13 protein-coding genes and 1 pseudogene are annotated in these 16,278 nt (G+C 42.3%); 8 read left to right on the top strand and 6 right to left on the bottom strand.

What is annotated here, in order from left to right; translation table 11 throughout:
• Window positions 1-2,529: malto-oligosyltrehalose synthase (gene treY, locus VE944_RS33505; protein ID WP_324987966.1), on the top strand; the 2,529-nt coding region annotated here is incomplete at its 5' end.
• 113 nt (window positions 2,530-2,642) lie between these two features.
• Entirely contained in the window at window positions 2,643-4,160 is a 1,518-nt protein-coding gene (locus VE944_RS33500; protein ID WP_324987963.1) for a trehalase family glycosidase, read from the top strand.
• Window positions 4,161-4,509: 349 nt separating this feature from the next.
• Here the strand turns inward: VE944_RS33500 and VE944_RS33495 are convergent, their stop codons facing one another.
• Complete coding sequence (locus VE944_RS33495) at window positions 4,510-4,662, bottom strand: hypothetical protein (RefSeq protein ID WP_324987960.1); 153 nt, start codon at window positions 4,660-4,662, stop codon at window positions 4,510-4,512.
• A 451-nt stretch (window positions 4,663-5,113) separates the two neighbouring features.
• On the opposite strand from VE944_RS33495, the gene VE944_RS33490 reads away from it, so the two are divergent.
• The 5 genes from VE944_RS33490 to VE944_RS33470 all read left to right on the top strand — a co-directional run bounded on the left by VE944_RS33490 (window position 5,114) and on the right by VE944_RS33470 (window position 11,146).
• Complete coding sequence (locus VE944_RS33490) at window positions 5,114-6,529, top strand: nicotinate phosphoribosyltransferase (RefSeq protein WP_324987958.1); 1,416 nt, start codon at window positions 5,114-5,116, stop codon at window positions 6,527-6,529.
• Window positions 6,530-6,608: 79 nt separating this feature from the next.
• A complete protein-coding gene (locus tag VE944_RS33485; RefSeq protein WP_324987956.1) occupies window positions 6,609-7,208 on the top strand; it encodes a nicotinate-nucleotide adenylyltransferase in 600 nt (199 codons plus the stop codon).
• Window positions 7,169-7,915, top strand: a complete 747-nt coding sequence (locus tag VE944_RS33480) for an NUDIX hydrolase (protein WP_324987953.1) — start codon at window positions 7,169-7,171, stop codon at window positions 7,913-7,915. Before VE944_RS33485 ends, VE944_RS33480 begins: the two co-directional genes overlap by 40 nt.
• A gap of 96 nt (window positions 7,916-8,011) precedes the next feature.
• Entirely contained in the window at window positions 8,012-9,760 is a 1,749-nt protein-coding gene (locus VE944_RS33475; protein ID WP_324987951.1) for an NAD+ synthase, read from the top strand.
• A 492-nt stretch (window positions 9,761-10,252) separates the two neighbouring features.
• Window positions 10,253-11,146, top strand: a complete 894-nt coding sequence (locus VE944_RS33470) for a peptidoglycan-binding protein (RefSeq protein WP_324987948.1) — start codon at window positions 10,253-10,255, stop codon at window positions 11,144-11,146.
• Between the two features lie 322 nt (window positions 11,147-11,468).
• Here the strand turns inward: VE944_RS33470 and hemJ are convergent, their stop codons facing one another.
• The 4 genes from hemJ to psbQ form a co-directional block, all read right to left on the bottom strand.
• On the bottom strand, window positions 11,469-12,050 hold the full coding sequence (gene hemJ / locus VE944_RS33465) for a protoporphyrinogen oxidase HemJ (RefSeq protein ID WP_324987946.1): 582 nt from the start codon (window positions 12,048-12,050) through the stop codon (window positions 11,469-11,471).
• 263 nt (window positions 12,051-12,313) lie between these two features.
• The gene (locus VE944_RS33460; RefSeq protein ID WP_324987943.1) at window positions 12,314-13,165 is read right to left on the bottom strand and encodes an alpha/beta fold hydrolase; all 852 of its coding nucleotides are present in this window, start codon (window positions 13,163-13,165) and stop codon (window positions 12,314-12,316) included.
• A gap of 111 nt (window positions 13,166-13,276) precedes the next feature.
• The gene (locus VE944_RS33455) at window positions 13,277-14,374 is read right to left on the bottom strand and encodes an NAD(P)/FAD-dependent oxidoreductase (RefSeq protein WP_324987940.1); all 1,098 of its coding nucleotides are present in this window, start codon (window positions 14,372-14,374) and stop codon (window positions 13,277-13,279) included.
• Window positions 14,375-14,482: 108 nt separating this feature from the next.
• Complete coding sequence (gene psbQ / locus VE944_RS33450; RefSeq protein WP_324987937.1) at window positions 14,483-14,950, bottom strand: photosystem II protein PsbQ; 468 nt, start codon at window positions 14,948-14,950, stop codon at window positions 14,483-14,485.
• Window positions 14,951-15,301: 351 nt separating this feature from the next.
• Here psbQ and VE944_RS33445 point away from each other — a divergent pair, with 351 nt between their 5' ends.
• Complete coding sequence (locus VE944_RS33445) at window positions 15,302-15,736, top strand: hypothetical protein (RefSeq protein ID WP_324987934.1); 435 nt, start codon at window positions 15,302-15,304, stop codon at window positions 15,734-15,736.
• A 323-nt stretch (window positions 15,737-16,059) separates the two neighbouring features.
• On the opposite strand, the pseudogene VE944_RS33440 reads toward VE944_RS33445, so the two are convergent.
• Window positions 16,060-16,278, bottom strand: a pseudogene (locus tag VE944_RS33440) (M23 family peptidase); the annotation flags it as partial.

Here is a 16,278-nt window from a genome sequence, read left to right as displayed (position 1 = left end):
AACCACATGGCCTATAGCAGCGAAAACGATTACTTGATGGACGTATTGGAACACGGCCCAGATTCCAGCTATACCGACTACTTCGATCTTTCTTGGAATGCTCCCTTTGGCGATCGCCAAGAGCGAATTCTCGCGCCGTTGCTGGGAGATTTCTATGGTGCATCCCTAGAAAACGGACACATTCAACTGCAATATGAACAAAACGGTTTAACCGTCAACTATTACAGCTTAAAACTGCCACTGCGGTTAGAATCTTACACAAAATTTATCACCCATAATCTGGGTAAGCTCACCCGTACACTGGGACGGAATCATCCCGATTTTATTAAGCTATTGGGGATTCTCTACATTCTCAAAAGTGTACCCTCAGAAGTTGCAGGAAAACAGCGACAAGACCAGATCGCATTTATTAAAGGATTGCTTTGGGAACTCTACACCACAAACGACACCATCCGCGAGTTCATTGACGAAAATATCGAAACTTTTAACGGAGAATCGGGTAATTCAGAAAGCTTTAACCTCCTAGATGAATTACTGAATGACCAGTTTTACCGCCTTGCCTTTTGGAAAGTTGGGGCGGAGGAAATGAACTACCGCCGTTTCTTTACTGTCAATGAATTGATTTCCGTTAAAGTTGAAGAAGTGCGGGTTTTTAATAATACCCACAGCCTAATTCAGAAGCTGGTTGAAGAAGGTAAATTTACTGGTTTGCGGATCGATCATATTGATGGACTTTATAACCCAATTCAGTATCTCGAAAGGCTGCGAGAAAAGGCGGGAGATGTTTATATCACCGTCGAGAAGATTTTAGAACTCACCGAAGAATTGCCGGAAAACTGGAAAATAGAAGGTACGTCTGGATATGACTTTCTCAACTATGTAAATGGCGTATTTTGTCAAACAGAAAACGAATCATCCTTCGATAAAATTTACCAGAACTTTATCAGTTCTAGAGTAGATTATGCCTCGGTGGTGAAGGATAAAAAGCACCTGATTTTGGAAAAGAATTTAGCAGGTGATATTGACAATCTGGCTCTTTTGTTAAAGAACGTTTCCAGCAAATATCGCTATGGCAACGATTTTACACTGAATGGATTAAAAAGAGCGATCGCTGAAGTTTTGACACTGTTCCCAATTTACCGCACCTATATTACACCCGATGGAATTGGAGAAAGCGATCGCGCTACCATTCAAGAAGTAATCGATCAAGCCAAAAAACAAACGCCCCTGTTGCAGAACGAACTGACTTTTATTGAAAAGTTAATGCTGCTAGAGTTTGATAATTCTCTGACTCAAACAGAACGCGAACAGTGGATATATTTTGTCTTGCGGATGCAGCAATACAGTGGCCCGTTAATGGCAAAAGGCGTAGAAGACACCACATTATATGTTTACAATCGGTTGCTGTCACTGAATGAAGTCGGGGGAAATCCTGGACATTTTGGCATCGACTTAGCCAAATTTCATGCCTTTAACAAACAGCACCAAGAAACCTGGCCTCACACAATGAACACCACCGCCACCCACGACACCAAACGCGGCGAAGATGTTCGCGCCAGATTGAATGTCCTCTCAGAAATCCCCGATGAATGGGATCAGCAGGTAAATACCTGGAGTGCCATGAATCGAGCACATCGTAGCCATCGCCACGGGTTCGCTATGCCCGATCGCAACGACGAGTATTTTCTCTATCAAACCTTGGTAGGGGCGTTTCCCTTTGCAGAACACGAACATGCATCCTTCGTGGAACGGGTGAAAGACTATATAATTAAGGCAATTCGAGAAGCGAAAGTGCATACAGCATGGTTGCGCCCTGATAGCGACTATGAAGAAGCTTGTACCTCCTTTATTGAGAAAGTACTCGATCCTTCCCTCTCCGGCGAATTTCTAGAAGCCTTTCGTCCCTTTCAACAACGAATTGCAGAGTATGGTATCTTTAATTCCCTTTCGCAAACTCTACTGAAGATTACCGCCCCAGGCGTACCCGATGTATACCAAGGAACAGAACTTTGGGAATTAAGCCTAGTTGATCCAGACAACCGCCGCCCGGTAGATTTTGAACAGCGACGCACCTACTTAAGCGCCATCCGCGAACAGGTTAAAACCGACATTCTGGCTTTGATTCAAGAGTTAGTGAGTGATAAAACCGATGGCAGAATTAAACTGTTTTTAACGGCTCAATTACTCCAAGCTAGAACAAACTATGTCTCCTTATTCCAGGATGGCGACTATCTCCCCTTAGAAGTTCAAGGAACCTACGCCAATCACATAATCGCCTTTGCGCGGCGGGAAGGCAATCAAACAGCGATCGCGATCGCCCCTCGCTTTTTAACAAGTCTCATCCAGCCAGGAGAAAACCCCTTAGGCGAGTCAGTATGGCAAGATACACATCTACTACTACCCCCGGGAACTCCCTCCACCTGGAAAAACGTCATCACTCAACAACCCTTGCAGTCCACACAAACCCTATCTATCGGATCTGCCCTCGCCCATTTTCCAGTCGCCCTATTAGTTAGTACTGCCGAGTAAAAAGATAAATCTATCTTACGCAGAGAAATGCCGTAAAGTCTCTGCGTACCTCTGCGATTCCCTCTGCGTTAAAAAAATTCCTCCAACCTCCTCACACCCCGTCAAATTGAATTATGATCACTCCCCCAACACTTACCGCCACGCAGATAAACAAAGTGCGCTTCCATATCAAAAAAACGTGGAAAACCTTAACGCGATCGCACGAACACCTATTACAATCTGCCAAAGATACCAAACTAGACCACAAAACCGACACTCCCTGGATTGTCTACATTTCCCCCTTAGAAGATTATCCCAACATTCAGGGTGTGTTAGAGCGATCGCTATATCCCAAAGATATGCAACAGCTACAAATTCGCACTTTGCCGTCAGAAGTGGAAGCGATTAAAGAGCATGGCTTACTATACCTACCAGGCCCTTATGTCGTACCAGGTGGTCGATTTAACGAAATGTATGGCTGGGACAGCTACTTTATATTACTGGGACTTTTGCACGATGAAGAATGGGATCTAGCGCAAAGCCAGGTAGACCAATTATTGTACCAGGTAAAGCATTACGGTACTATCCTCAATGCCAACCGGACTTATATGCTCTCGCGATCGCAACCCCCCGTCCTCAGCATGATGGTTTTGGCATTATTCCAGCACACCCAGGATAAAGAGTGGTTGAGGACAACCGTACCGCTTTTAGAACAATTTTACTATTACTGGGTAGTACCGCCCCATTTGAATCCCGGAACCGGCTTATCCAGATTTTATGCCTTTGGCGAAGGCCCCGCGCCAGAAGTTGTGTTCTCCGAGCGAGATGAAGAGGGAAAAAGCCACTACGATCGCGTCAAGGAATATTACCAAACCTTTGAGATTGAAGATTACGACGTTAATCTTTACTACGATCGGGAAAATGACAAACTGACCCACCTATTTTATAAGGGCGATCGCACCATGCGCGAGTCCGGTTTTGATATCACCAACCGATTTGGCCCCTTCAGTGCTGATATCCTCCACTACGCTCCTGTGTGCCTCAACAGCTTGCTGTATCAGGTAGAACAAGACTTAGGGCAAATTAACGATATTTTGGGCAACGAACAACTAGAAAAACAATGGCGCGATCGTGCAGATATCCGCCGCGATCGGATCGATCAATTTCTCTGGGATGAAGAACGAGGACTCTATTTCGACTATCACTTTCAGAGTGGAAAACACCGCCGCTACGAATTTGCTACCACATTTTATCCCTTGTGGCTAGGAATTTCTTCTCAAGCCCAAGCCCAGCGCGTCGTAGAAAATCTCTCTTTGTTTGAAGCCCCAGGCGGAATTCTTACTAGTACTCATGTTACCGGGAACCAGTGGGATGCTCCCTTCGGTTGGGCACCATTGACGTTCATTGCTGTCCAGGGACTTCACCGTTATGGGTTTCATACAGAAGGCGATCGCATTGCCAACAAATTCCTGGCTATGGTAATTAAAGAATTCGAGCGTCACAAGACCCTAGTTGAGAAATATGATGTTGAACGCTGTTCTGCCAACGTTTCCTACGAAATCTCCTTTGGATATAGTTCTAACGAAGTTGGTTTCGGCTGGACAAATGGAGTCATTCTAGAACTCCTAGCAGGCGGTGGAAAAAAAGTTTAATTGAAGGAGAATTCAGAAGTCACTTCTGGGCGAAAAAGCTAATGATATCACATTAATTAAAACCACGTCTCTTGTCGGCGTGGTTTCTTTTGGACTAATGACTAATGACTTTGCGAAGCGGTTTGATTTTTGCAAGATATCTATTTATCAGGAGCCAGAATGCAGAATGAATTGAAATAGTGGCGTATTGCAATACGCCACTACTTTTCAATAAAAGGGTTTAAGTACGCAGCTAAATCTACAATTTAGTGGTTTAAATTATATGGTTTGCCTGAATTTTCCCGGTAATTGCCCTCGCCTGAATTCTGAATTTTAACTCCTGTATTATTTATCAATGCTGTATCAGCACCTAATCATTATCATCTTTACGTTTATCGTAAGGCTCACCTGTAAAAGGTTGTACACCAATAACAGGATAAGCATCATCAGTAGGGCCAAAAATCCGCATTGCAGCTTCAGAGATATATTGGGTTATGTTCGCAATGATTCGGGAAATAGCCATAATATTGGACTCCTTTTTCGAGTCGCTTTAATTGTGCTACCTATACTCTAATGCTGATATTCAAGACTGGCTCCTATTCTCAATATATTGAGAATATATGCAATGTTTATTCAGATAACTTTGCAATACTTTAGCTTGTTAAAAACTCAAAGCTTTCTCTTTGATTCTAATTGTAACATAGTTGTTTCTTTAACCCCAGTTGAGAAAAGAGCAAAGCAAAACAAACTTTCTCTGACAGGATATTTTTTCCCTTCATTAACCACCTTATTTGATTAACATTATTGCTAGCTATTACTATTAAAAAACATTAAGTATTTTATAAAGTTAGTATTAACCTGCCTATAAATCTACTGTTATACGGCAATCTCAGAAAATATACTTGCTGATAGTTGACATTATTTATGGTAAATATTACCATAATAAGAGAAGCATCTTGTAAGGAAGCTCTTGCATGACAACTTTGCCAGATTTGGAATATGTATATAAAGAGCAAAGCCAGCAGAATCACGAACTAAACGTTTCTGCGGATGATTACAGCTTACTGACCGACCTTTACCAGTTAACAATGGCAGCTTGTTACACAGGCGAAGGTATAGAACAACGACGGGCAAGCTTTGAATTGTCTGTTAGAAGATTGCCAGAGGGTTTTGGTTATTTAATTGCAATGGGGCTGACGCAGGCATTGGAATATTTAGCCAAATTCCGGTTTAGTTTGGCGCAAATTGCGGCATTACAGGCAACGGGAATTTTTGCTCAAGCAGGCGATCGCTTTTGGTCACTTTTAGCTGAGGGAAAGTTTACGGGTGATGTTTGGGCAGTACCAGAAGGAACAGCCATATTTGCCAATCAGCCACTGTTGCGGGTGGAAGCACCACTTTGGCAAGCACAACTAGTAGAAACTTACCTGCTGAATACGATTAATTACCAGACTTTGATTGCCACAAAAGCAGCACGGTTGCGGGATGTAGCGGGGGAGGAAGCAACACTTTTAGAATTTGGCACAAGACGGGCATTTAGTCCACAAGGGGCTTTGTGGGCGGCACGGGCGGCGTTGGCAGGTGGTTTAGATTCCACTTCCAATGTGTTAGCAGCGCTACAACTAGGACAAAAGCCTAGTGGTACTATGGCACACGCCCTGGTGATGGCGTTGTCAGCAATAGAAGGCACTGAAGAACAAGCTTTTAGTGCATTTCATCGATATTTTCCGGGTGCGCCATTGCTGATTGATACTTACGATACCATTGCTGCTGCTGGGCGCTTGGCCGAAAAAGTAAATTCCGGGGAAATGCAATTAACAGGAGTGAGATTGGACTCAGGAGATTTAGTTACCTTATCAAAACAGGTGCGATCGCTCCTTCCCGGTGTACCAATTTTTGCTAGTGGCGACTTGGATGAGTGGGAAATTGCCAAATTAAAAGCTGCTGGGGCTGAAATTGATGGTTACGGACTGGGAACACGACTAGTTACAGGTTCGCCTGTAAATGGAGTTTATAAACTTGTAGACATTGATGGCATCCCAGTGATGAAACAGTCTAGTGGTAAGGTTACTTATCCAGGGCGCAAGCAGATTTTTCGCTCATTTACGGGAGGTAAGGTAAAAGCAGACAGGTTGGGACTTTTAGGTGAAATTCCTTTGGAAGAAGAACCTTTGTTGCAGTTGGTAGTGCAACACGGTGAACGGATACAGCCGTTGGAGTCGTTGGCAACGATTCGTCAGCGTACCGCCGCCTCAGTTGCGAGTTTACCGCAAGAAACACGGCGTTTGGATCATCCGGTGGCTGTAGAAGTGGAAATTTCTGAGGGGTTACGGGTGTTGACAGAAGAAACTAAGAAACGAACCACAGAGGCGCTGAGTACACAGAGGTAATAATTACTCTTTTGGTATGTCTTAATTACGAACTACGAATTACGTTAGCGAAGCGGGGCGAAGCCCATTACGAATTATTATGAGAGTTGCTTTGTTTGGAACTAGTGCCGATCCACCAACTGCTGGACATCAAGAAATTTTGAGTTGGTTGTCTGAGCGTTATGATTGGGTAGCGGTTTGGGCAGCAGATAATCCATTTAAGTCTCATCAAACACCCTTAGAACATCGGGCAGCAATGCTGCAACTGTTGATTGCGAATATAGACGCGCCACGGCATAATATTGCTTTGGAACAAGAATTGAGTAGCTTCAGAACACTGGAAACAGTGGAAAAAGCAAAGCTTTCTTGGGGTGAAGATGCTAAATTAACGTTGATTATTGGTTCAGATTTACTGACTCAGCTACCACGTTGGTATCGCATTGAAGATTTGTTACAGGAAGTGCAACTACTGATTGTACCGCGACCGGGATATGCAATAGATGAATCTAGTTCAGAGGTAGTGCAAAAGCTGGGAGGGAAGATTGCGATCGCTAGTCTGATCGGTCTAGATGTTTCCTCGACAGCGTACCGCGAACATGGAGATTCTCAAGCCCTCACAGCCCCTGTAGTTGCCTATATTAATCAAGAGCATTTGTACGAATGCCAGGACGTTCACAAAAAAAGATACCAACTCCGTTAAACCAACAACCTTTAGCCGATTTCAAGGTTGGTGTTGATAATGTAATTTTTTCTGTAGATACTGTACAAAATCGGCTGTTAGTTCTACTAGTAATGCGACAGCAAGAACCATTTGTAAATCATTGGAGTCTTCCCGGTACTTTGGTACGTCCAGGAGAGTCTTTAGAAGATGCCGCCTATCGCATTATGGCAGAGAAAATTAAGGTCAACAATCTCTACTTAGAACAACTGTATACATTTGGTGGGCCGAATCGCGATCCACGGGAAGCAATTGATAGTTATGGTGTGCGTTATCTATCAGTTAGTTACTTTGCCCTAGTGCGATTTGAAGAAGCCGAATTAATTGCCGATCGCATGACTGGTATAGCTTGGTATCCAGTAAAACAAGTGCCGCAGTTAGCTTTTGACCATAATGAAATTTTGGCTTATGGACATAGGCGGTTGCGAAATAAATTAGAGTATAGTCCGGTGGCTTTTGAAGTCTTGCCAGAAATGTTCACCTTGAATGATTTATATCAGTTATACGCCACAGTTTTAGGTGACAATTTTTCTGATTATTCTAATTTTCGAGCGCGTCTACTCAAGTTAGGTTTTTTATGCGATACCGGAATTAAAGTATCACGAGGTGCTGGTCGTCCGGCTAGTTTGTATAAGTTTGACGCGGAAGCTTTTGCTCCCCTAAAAGATAAACCTTTGGTGTTTATTTAATGATGCGCTACGTGGACAAGGGGACAAGGAGACAAGGGGACAAAGGGACAAAGGGACAAAGGGACAAGGGGACAAAGGGACAAGGGGACAAATAATATGAAGATTGCGATCGCTCAAATTAATCCGACAATTGGTGATTTGCTTTTAAATGCCCAAATAATCCTAGAAGCGGCACAACGAGCAGCATCTAGCGGTACGCGTTTGTTGCTAACACCAGAACTTTCTTTGTGTGGCTATCCACCAAGGGATTTATTACTAAATCCTAGTTTTGTGGAAGCGATGGGTATCACTTTACAAAATTTGGCTCAGGATTTACCACCAAATTTAGCTGTTTTGGTAGGAACTATTGAACAGAATCTCGAAGCGTCTATTACTGGCGGTAAAACCTTATTCAACAGCATGGCTTTGTTAGAAGATGGCAAGGTCAAGCAAGTTTTTCACAAACGACTTTTGCCTACTTACGATGTATTTGACGAACGTCGCTATTTTGAACCAGGCTTACAAGCTAATTATTTCACCCTAGATAATATCCATATTGGCGTAACTATTTGCGAAGATTTATGGAACGATGAGGAATTCTGGGGCAAACGTAGTTACGCAGTAAATCCGATTGCTGACTTAGCAATTTTGGGTGTAGATTTAATTGTAAATTTGTCTGCTTCCCCCTATACTGTCGGCAAGCAGCAGTTTCGTGAAACAATGCTCAGGCATAGTGCAATACGTTTTCAACAACCGATGATTTATGCTAATCAGGTTGGCGGAAATGATGACCTAATTTTTGATGGGCATAGTTTTGCCTTGAATCGTCAAGGTGAAGTTATATGTCGTGCCCGTGGCTTTGATACCGATTTAGTAGTAGTTGAATTTGATGAAGCGCAACGGGATTTTCAATTAGGTTCTGTAGCACCTGTCTATGAATCGGAAGATGAAGAAATTTGGCAAGCGTTGGTTTTGGGAGTGCGAGATTATGCTCGTAAGTGCCGCTTTTCTAAAGTAGTTTTGGGTTTAAGTGGCGGAATTGACTCTGCAATAGTAGCTGCGATCGCATCTGCGGCACTTGGTAAAGAAAATGTCCTTGGTGTTCTCATGCCTTCCCCTTACAGTTCTGAGCATTCCATTAGTGATGCTGTAGCATTAGCCGAAAATTTGGGGATTAAGACTAATCTTTTACCAATTGGGGAGTTAATGCAAGGCTTTGATCAAACTTTAGGTGATCTGTTTGCAGGTACTGAGTTTGGACTGGCAGAAGAGAATATCCAATCTCGGATTCGCGGTAATTTATTAATGGCGATCGCTAATAAATTTGGGTATCTTCTTCTATCTACCGGTAATAAGTCAGAAATGGCAGTTGGTTACTGTACTCTCTACGGTGATATGAATGGCGGGTTAGCAGTAATTGCAGATGTCCCTAAAACCCGTGTGTATTCACTTTGCCAATGGTTAAATCGCAGTAATGAAATCATCCCACAAAACGTCTTGACTAAACCACCCAGCGCCGAACTCAAACCAGGTCAGGTGGATCAAGACTCTCTACCGCCCTACGAAATTTTGGACGATATTTTGCAACGCCTGGTTCACAATCACCAATCAGCAGCACAAATTGTTGCAGTCGGTCACGATCCTGTAATTGTAGACCGAGTAATCCAAATGGTAGCGCGGGCTGAATTTAAACGGCGACAAGCACCCCCCGGTTTAAAAATCACCGATCGCGCTTTTGGAACTGGTTGGCGAATGCCAATTGCCAGTAACTGGGTTGGTGTCAAAAACGCTTATCAGACTAAAAGCATAGCTACACCTACCTTAGTTTGTTGGGATGGACAAGACGCGCATCCGCAAATCAAGTAATTAATTTTGAACCTCTTCCTACCTTGAATTTTTGTTCAAGTCTGTCCCTCTTTGCATCGGAGTTGGACAGCTTTTGCCTAGTAAAACCAGGGAGATATTCTTTTTATTAGGCTGATAAAACGGACACTACATAACCCGTCGAACTCACGTTAAATATAATACACCAGAATTCAGAAGTCAGAATGGGCTACGCCCCACTGCACTAACAGAAGTAAAACAGGTTTTATACCTGGCTTTAAGACGCGAACTTGTGTACAACACTTTCCTTGAAATCCCCTGTATTCTGTATTTTGGCTTTGATTTTGGGAAAATTAACTTAAGCTGTTTAATCAAGTAGATTCAATAATAAATTATGAATATTTTGGGTGCTAAATCATAAATTAATAGTAAAAATTCTAACATTACATTTTGCTTAAGAGTGTTGTTTAAAACAACATCAATCGTGAAAATGATGTTTATACTTAGAAGTAAGTAAATTAAGGTAGGTGCATAATGAAACTACAAGACTTCTTGGGAAAAGATAAGAAATGGGCATTCGACGCGATCGCTGAGGATGCAGACTTAGCTCGTCAGATTCAGATACTGTTAATCGGCTTAGGTTTGCTGGAACCTCCAGCAGATGGTAAATTTGGCCCTGTTTCTGTGATATCTCTCAAAAAATTTCAAGAATTAACAAAGACTGAAGAGAGTGGCTTTTTAGGAGCAGTCACAGCTAAGAAACTAATTGAAACCAAAATAGATGATCTTCCTAAACCCCCTTTAAAACTAGGCAATGACATCCCTAGTAAGATTGTGAAATATATGCTATCCAAAGGTTATCAGGTATTTACCAATCCAAAAGAATACAACATTGTTTATGTAGAGGGTATAGATGCAAACTGGAATCTCAACAGTGATACACCCAATCAATTTAACGATCGGCGGATTGTTATTGAAGTAGTAAATGGCGTTCCCAAAATCGTAGATCACTGGGAAGCTACTACAGAACCAGGGAAGCACTACACTTATAATCCGATGAATCCCAAAGGAGCAGCTAGGATTCAGTTTGGACAATACAAAGCTTGGACTGTTGGTACGCACGGCACAGCAGAGCCTCACGAAGCATTAGTGCAAGTTGGAGATATAACTGTTTGTAGAGATTTCAACAAAGATTTTAAACGGACTGGCGACAAACTTCATACAGGTGATGATTTTTATGTGAATCAACACTACGGCTTTGATTTTCCCCGGAATGATATTCGTTTTGCTAGCGCGGGTTGTTTAGTGGGACGTACCCGTGAGGGACATAGAGAGTTTATGGCGATTATTAAACAAGACCGCCGTTATGTGGCTAATCGCAAATATACTTTTTACACTACCGTGATTCCTGGAGATGATTTACTGTAAACGTTTCCAGGATGAGGTAATAGTTAATTAGGAGCGGTTGTCCTTGTTATGCAATGTGTGGTGGGGGCGCACAGCTTTCATTGGTGTCAACTTAAGTAAAAACGCTTATCCCACAGGCGTTTTACCCCACACGCCAGATGCTCCACTTAGGGAGACCCCAAGACCGCACTGGCTCCCCTTAATCCCCTCCCCGCTTTTGTCTAGCGACAAAAGCGGGGTGGGGTTCCGACGACTTAATTGGTAATTGAGTAAGCTTGATATAACGTCATTGCCAGGGTTTTGCGTTAAGTTGACACGTATGCACAGCTTTGCGCCCCTTTGTCTAACTTTGTTCTTGTGGTTGCCCTATTTGTGCCGTCAACTTCTCTTTATCTTGCCTGCGTTTTTTGGCGTAAAGTTGAATAGTGACTGCCATCAAAATAATCATGGCGAAAATAGCCCAAGCAGCGATATCTGTAGGTAGATTATTTTTAAACACAGCCAGCAACACGATCGCTACTAACATAACTGTGGGTGCTTCATTTAGAGCACGTAATTGCTGACCACTCCAGCCACATTCATCTACTGCTAACTTTTTCATCAGCCGAGCGCAGTAATGATGATAGCCAATTAAAATAGCAACAAACAGTAGTTTTATATGCAACCAACCCTCTTTTAAAACCTCCGGTTCAGTGGTTAATAAACCAATAGCCATTGCGATCGTCACAAACATTCCTGGGTTAGTGATGATATAGTAGAGACGCTTTTCCATAATTTGATACTGATTTTTCAGTATCGTTCGCGCTGGTTCAGGTTCAAGGTTCGCTTCAACGTGATAGATAAAAAGACGAACTAAGTAGAACAAACCAGCGAACCAAACTACAAATCCGACAATATGAAAGGCTTTAAACCATGAATAAGCCACGCAGATTAATCTCCTTTATTTGTGGTTGCAATCCATTTTTAATGTTAACAAAAAGTAGTCAGGAGCCAGAATTCATAATTCAGAATTCAGAATATTCCACCCATTAAAGGATGGACTTTTAACAAGAAACAAATTTGAATTCTGCCACTCAGTCTTCCATTTAGTGGACTACATTGATGATTTTGCACCATTTACTAATTGATTCTGACTCATGAATTCTGACATTCATTTTTATAATATCGATTTTTGCCAAAAGTATATTCTCAATGAGTATCTTTACGACGCACAAAGGGCAAAAGGTCTTCTAAAATCGCTTCGTGGTAATGTTCTTGAGGATAATGTCCGACGTTATTAAGTTTTATTAGTTCGGTATTTGGTGCGGACTTGGCAAAATTTTCGGCAATGTCTACAGGTAACCAAGGGTCAATCATACCCCATTGAATCAGAATTGGCTGTTGCCATTCTTTAAAGCCAGATTCGATTTCTTTCATTGCTGAATCAAGCTGTAAATTACGAATACTTGATAAGAGACTCCGCCCAGATGAAGAACTTTTTAAAAATGGTTTTCGATAAATATCTAATTCCTTATCTCCTATGCGATAACGGCTTCCACCTTCTAGCGTCCGATCAACCAAAAGCGGGTCTTGGGTCATTACTTCACCTGCCAAAGGTAAACCCATTTGTTTAATTTTCCAGGGTAATTTGGCAGCAGTTGAAATTGGTGTATTTAAAATAGCTAAATTGGCAATTTGTTCTGGATGACGCAAAGCATATTGTAGTCCTACAGAACCTAAAAATCCTTGGACAACTAAAGAAAAATGTTCAAGTTCTAGCGCTTTAACAAATCCTTCTAAAGCTGTGATAAAAGCATCAGGAGTGTAAGCAAAATCTCGTTTTTCTGGTTTTAAAGAATTGCCGTAACCAATCCAATCTGGAGCGATCGCTCTTGTACCCTGATTCGCCAAAGCAGGTATAATATTACGCCAACTATAACTTTGTGAGACTAAGCCGTGTAGCAACAACACAGGCGCTAAGTCAGTTCTACCGATTGGTAAAGATTCCCGATAAAACCATTCTAGTGAATCTACATTGATTTTATGTTCTGTTATTGACACGCTATTTCCTTTATTGGGGATTGGGGATTGGGTACTGGGTATTGAATACTGATAAGAAGAATTCAGCCCCTAGTCTCTAATCCCCAGTTCCTAGTCCCCAGTCCCCATTCCCTAAGAAATAATCATCTCACGAATCGCATAAGCTGTAGCGGGCGCTAGTAAAACGCCGTTGCGATAGTGTCCGGTAGCTAGGAGGATGTTACTAAACCCTGGTAACTTACCAATAACTGGGGCTGGGCGACCTTCAGGGCGGGGACGTAAACCCGACCAGGTGCGGAGAATAGTTGCTGTGGCTAATTCTGGGCAAAATGCGATCGCTTGTTCTCTAACAGATTCCAGCAGTTCCTGATTTGGCGGTATCTCATCGCTATTGTTGGGAAATTCCACTGTTGCACCCACCCAATAATCTCCAGCACCCACAGGAACAATATGCACATCATTACCCGTTATCGCTGGCTGGAAATCTGGATTACCTAACGGATGCCCTACACGCATTTGCAATGCTTGCCCTAGCACGGGGCGGATATCAATTATTTGATTTAATTTTGCTGTCAGTGGTGTCGAACCTAGCCCTGCTGCGACTACAAACCAATCTGCGGCTATTTTTCCTTCTGTAGTCTCAAGTTGAACGCAATATTGGGGGGAAGATTCAGGTGGTGAGGTTTGGGCATCCAAAACAGTCACACCAAATTTGAAAGTTACACCATTTTGCTGGGCAGCCTCAACTAAAGCTAATGTGAGAGCAGTTGGATCAAGTTGACGATCTTGAGGAGAATAGACAGCGCCAGTAATTGTTTCGTGAGCAATTTGAGGACAGATATTTTTGAGTTTAGCCGTATCCCATATTTCTAAATGCCAGCCTTGAGAGTGGCGAACTTCTACAAGTTTTTCCCATGCTGCTAAATTTTCCTCTTCCAAACCAAGACTGAGAATTCCCTGGCGATTAAAGAGGATTTTACGACCTGTTAAAGCTTCTAATTCAGGAATCAAAGTTTCATAGCGTTGGATGCTAGTTTGTCGCATCTGCCAAGCTTTGCCCTTAATTTTTTGGCTGATTACGCCCATTAAAACGCCAAGTGCAGCGCCCGTAGAAGCTTGTGCTGGTGCTTGCCGATCGCAAACTGTAATTTTCAGCCCTTTTTCTAGACTCAGTTCGTAAGCGATCGCAGCCCCAACTACACCACAACCGATAATAACTACATGACTCATTGCTGTTTTGAGGCAAAGATGGGGAGATTCGGGAGATGAGGGAACAGGGGGAGCAATTTTTACTCTTCCTCATCCTCCTCATTCCCCTCAGTTCATCTTAGCTTGCGCTTAACTTGCCTCTGCTTCACTGCTGATTTTAGGAAGCAGATCGAGGAATTTGTCAATGTCTGCAAAAGCAGCTTGGGATTGATTCAAGGCAACTAGAGGATTGCTAGCACTAGTAGCTTTATCGAGTTTAACCAGGTCTTTAAAAAAATCTCGCGTTATTTGACGTGCGGTGGGTTGGTCTTTGGGTAGAAGGTTGGGAGTGACATAAGTCAGATTCAGCTTTGCTTCTGTTATCGGGCCATGTATAAAGTTACGCACATTGATCCAATCACCTTTTTTAATCAGAGTTGTCAATTCTTCTGAGCGATCGCGCACAGCCTGAATGTCAGGAACATAAGCCTGAATTTTTTCAAGTTGTACTGCTGTGTAAGTCGGAGGTGCGATCGCAACACCAGGGCCACCACAACTAATGAGGAATGTGGCCAATAGTACTAGGAAAAATGAAAAAATCGAGCGTTGACGCACCATATATTGAACTTAAATTGCTTTTTGTTTACCGATTCACAGTGTCATTTTAGATCGCTAGCGTAATTTATCGTTCTTATCAGCCAAGGATTTTGCAGAAAATCTCGATATTTTTTACAAACGGCAGAGTTTCATCTACTTTTTAAGTACAATTACTTAAAAGGTGTTAGCCAGTCTCAACAAGAAGCGATTTTTGGTATCTGTCTAGTAACCAGAATTGTTAGGGAAGTATGATTTAGAGTTGCTAAATATCAGAGGTCTTGATAAGCTGAAACACCAATACTATAGGCCTTATGGCGGTTTTTCTGTCTTCACATCCCGGAAGATGCCGACGCAATATAGGAGTATTTTTTAGTGAACGCAGCCGAACAGGCAACGAACCTTGAACTCGCCAGCAACATTGCTACGGTGGTTAATTTGTTCAAATTCGAGTTTCCTGATGCCAAATCTGATCTCAAACCCTGGAAGAATGACCCGGAAACCAGGGAGTTAGTCGATCCAGATTCTATAGATATTGGTTTTCACTTTCCTGGTATCAGCAAATCTTGGCGAAGTCGCAGTATTTTAATTCAAATCCGATTTTATCAAGATCCCATCAATAATTCCCGGCGGGCGATCGGTGTGGAAGTAGCCGGATTCGATCATCGCGGTGAAGCGTGGCGACTTTCTACGGTAGAAAACTGGAGTGTTGTCGGCGCATCTTCGCCTTCTGGTGAAATTGAGCATAAGCTCAAACAAATTTGCCGACAGATTTTAGAAGTGTTTAATAAACCAAGTGATAATTACTAATTCGTAATTCATAATTCGTAATTCGTAATTAAATAGGTAAGTAGGTAAACATAATTAATTACACAATGTCATTGCGAATGCAGCGAAGCGAAATGTAGGCGAAGCCTTCCCGAAGGGTAGCAATCGCAAGGGCTGGGATTGCTTTGCTTCTCTACGAGACGCTGCGCGAACGCTCGCAATGACTGTAATTAATTTTGTGTAGTTACTTATGAGGGATTCATGTCATGTTCGGATAATCGTTTCCGATAGAAATCGGAACTAATTACCCGGACATAATATTAGGGATTGAAACGCACTGCCTACCGTATCCTCTATTAATTGCATTATGGCAATTTTGTTAAATTATAAAACCTGTCAGAACGCATCTGAGTTCCATTTCGCCAAACTTCCACTTTTTCAGGGCTAACTAAATAATAAAAACTACCATTATCTGCTCGATATTTACCTTTGCCAATATTTAAAGCTGCGATTTTTATAGGCTTGTTTGGGTCTTGTTTCAACTGCCCAATATAAAATAACTGACCATTTTCTTCACAGACTTT

It is taken from the genome of Nostoc sp. (assembly GCF_035638895.1).
Lineage (GTDB): Bacteria > Cyanobacteriota > Cyanobacteriia > Cyanobacteriales > Nostocaceae > Nostoc.
Note: the sequence above shows the minus strand (reverse complement) of the source record. Positions and strands in the feature narration are given on the sequence as shown.

Bases quoted from the DNA above. Each gene is read 5' to 3' on its own strand.
- VE944_RS33500 (WP_324987963.1), top strand. From the start codon at position 2,643: ATGATCACTCCCCCAACACTTACCGCCACGCAGATAAACAAAGTGCGC.
- VE944_RS33495 (WP_324987960.1), bottom strand. From the start codon at position 4,662: ATGGCTATTTCCCGAATCATTGCGAACATAACCCAATATATCTCTGAA.
- VE944_RS33490 (WP_324987958.1), top strand. From the start codon at position 5,114: ATGACAACTTTGCCAGATTTGGAATATGTATATAAAGAGCAAAGCCAG.
- VE944_RS33485 (WP_324987956.1), top strand. From the start codon at position 6,609: ATGAGAGTTGCTTTGTTTGGAACTAGTGCCGATCCACCAACTGCTGGA.
- VE944_RS33480 (WP_324987953.1), top strand. From the start codon at position 7,169: ATGCCAGGACGTTCACAAAAAAAGATACCAACTCCGTTAAACCAACAA.
- VE944_RS33475 (WP_324987951.1), top strand. From the start codon at position 8,012: ATGAAGATTGCGATCGCTCAAATTAATCCGACAATTGGTGATTTGCTT.
- VE944_RS33470 (WP_324987948.1), top strand. From the start codon at position 10,253: ATGAAACTACAAGACTTCTTGGGAAAAGATAAGAAATGGGCATTCGAC.
- VE944_RS33455 (WP_324987940.1), bottom strand. From the start codon at position 14,374: ATGAGTCATGTAGTTATTATCGGTTGTGGTGTAGTTGGGGCTGCGATC.
- psbQ (WP_324987937.1), bottom strand. From the start codon at position 14,950: ATGGTGCGTCAACGCTCGATTTTTTCATTTTTCCTAGTACTATTGGCC.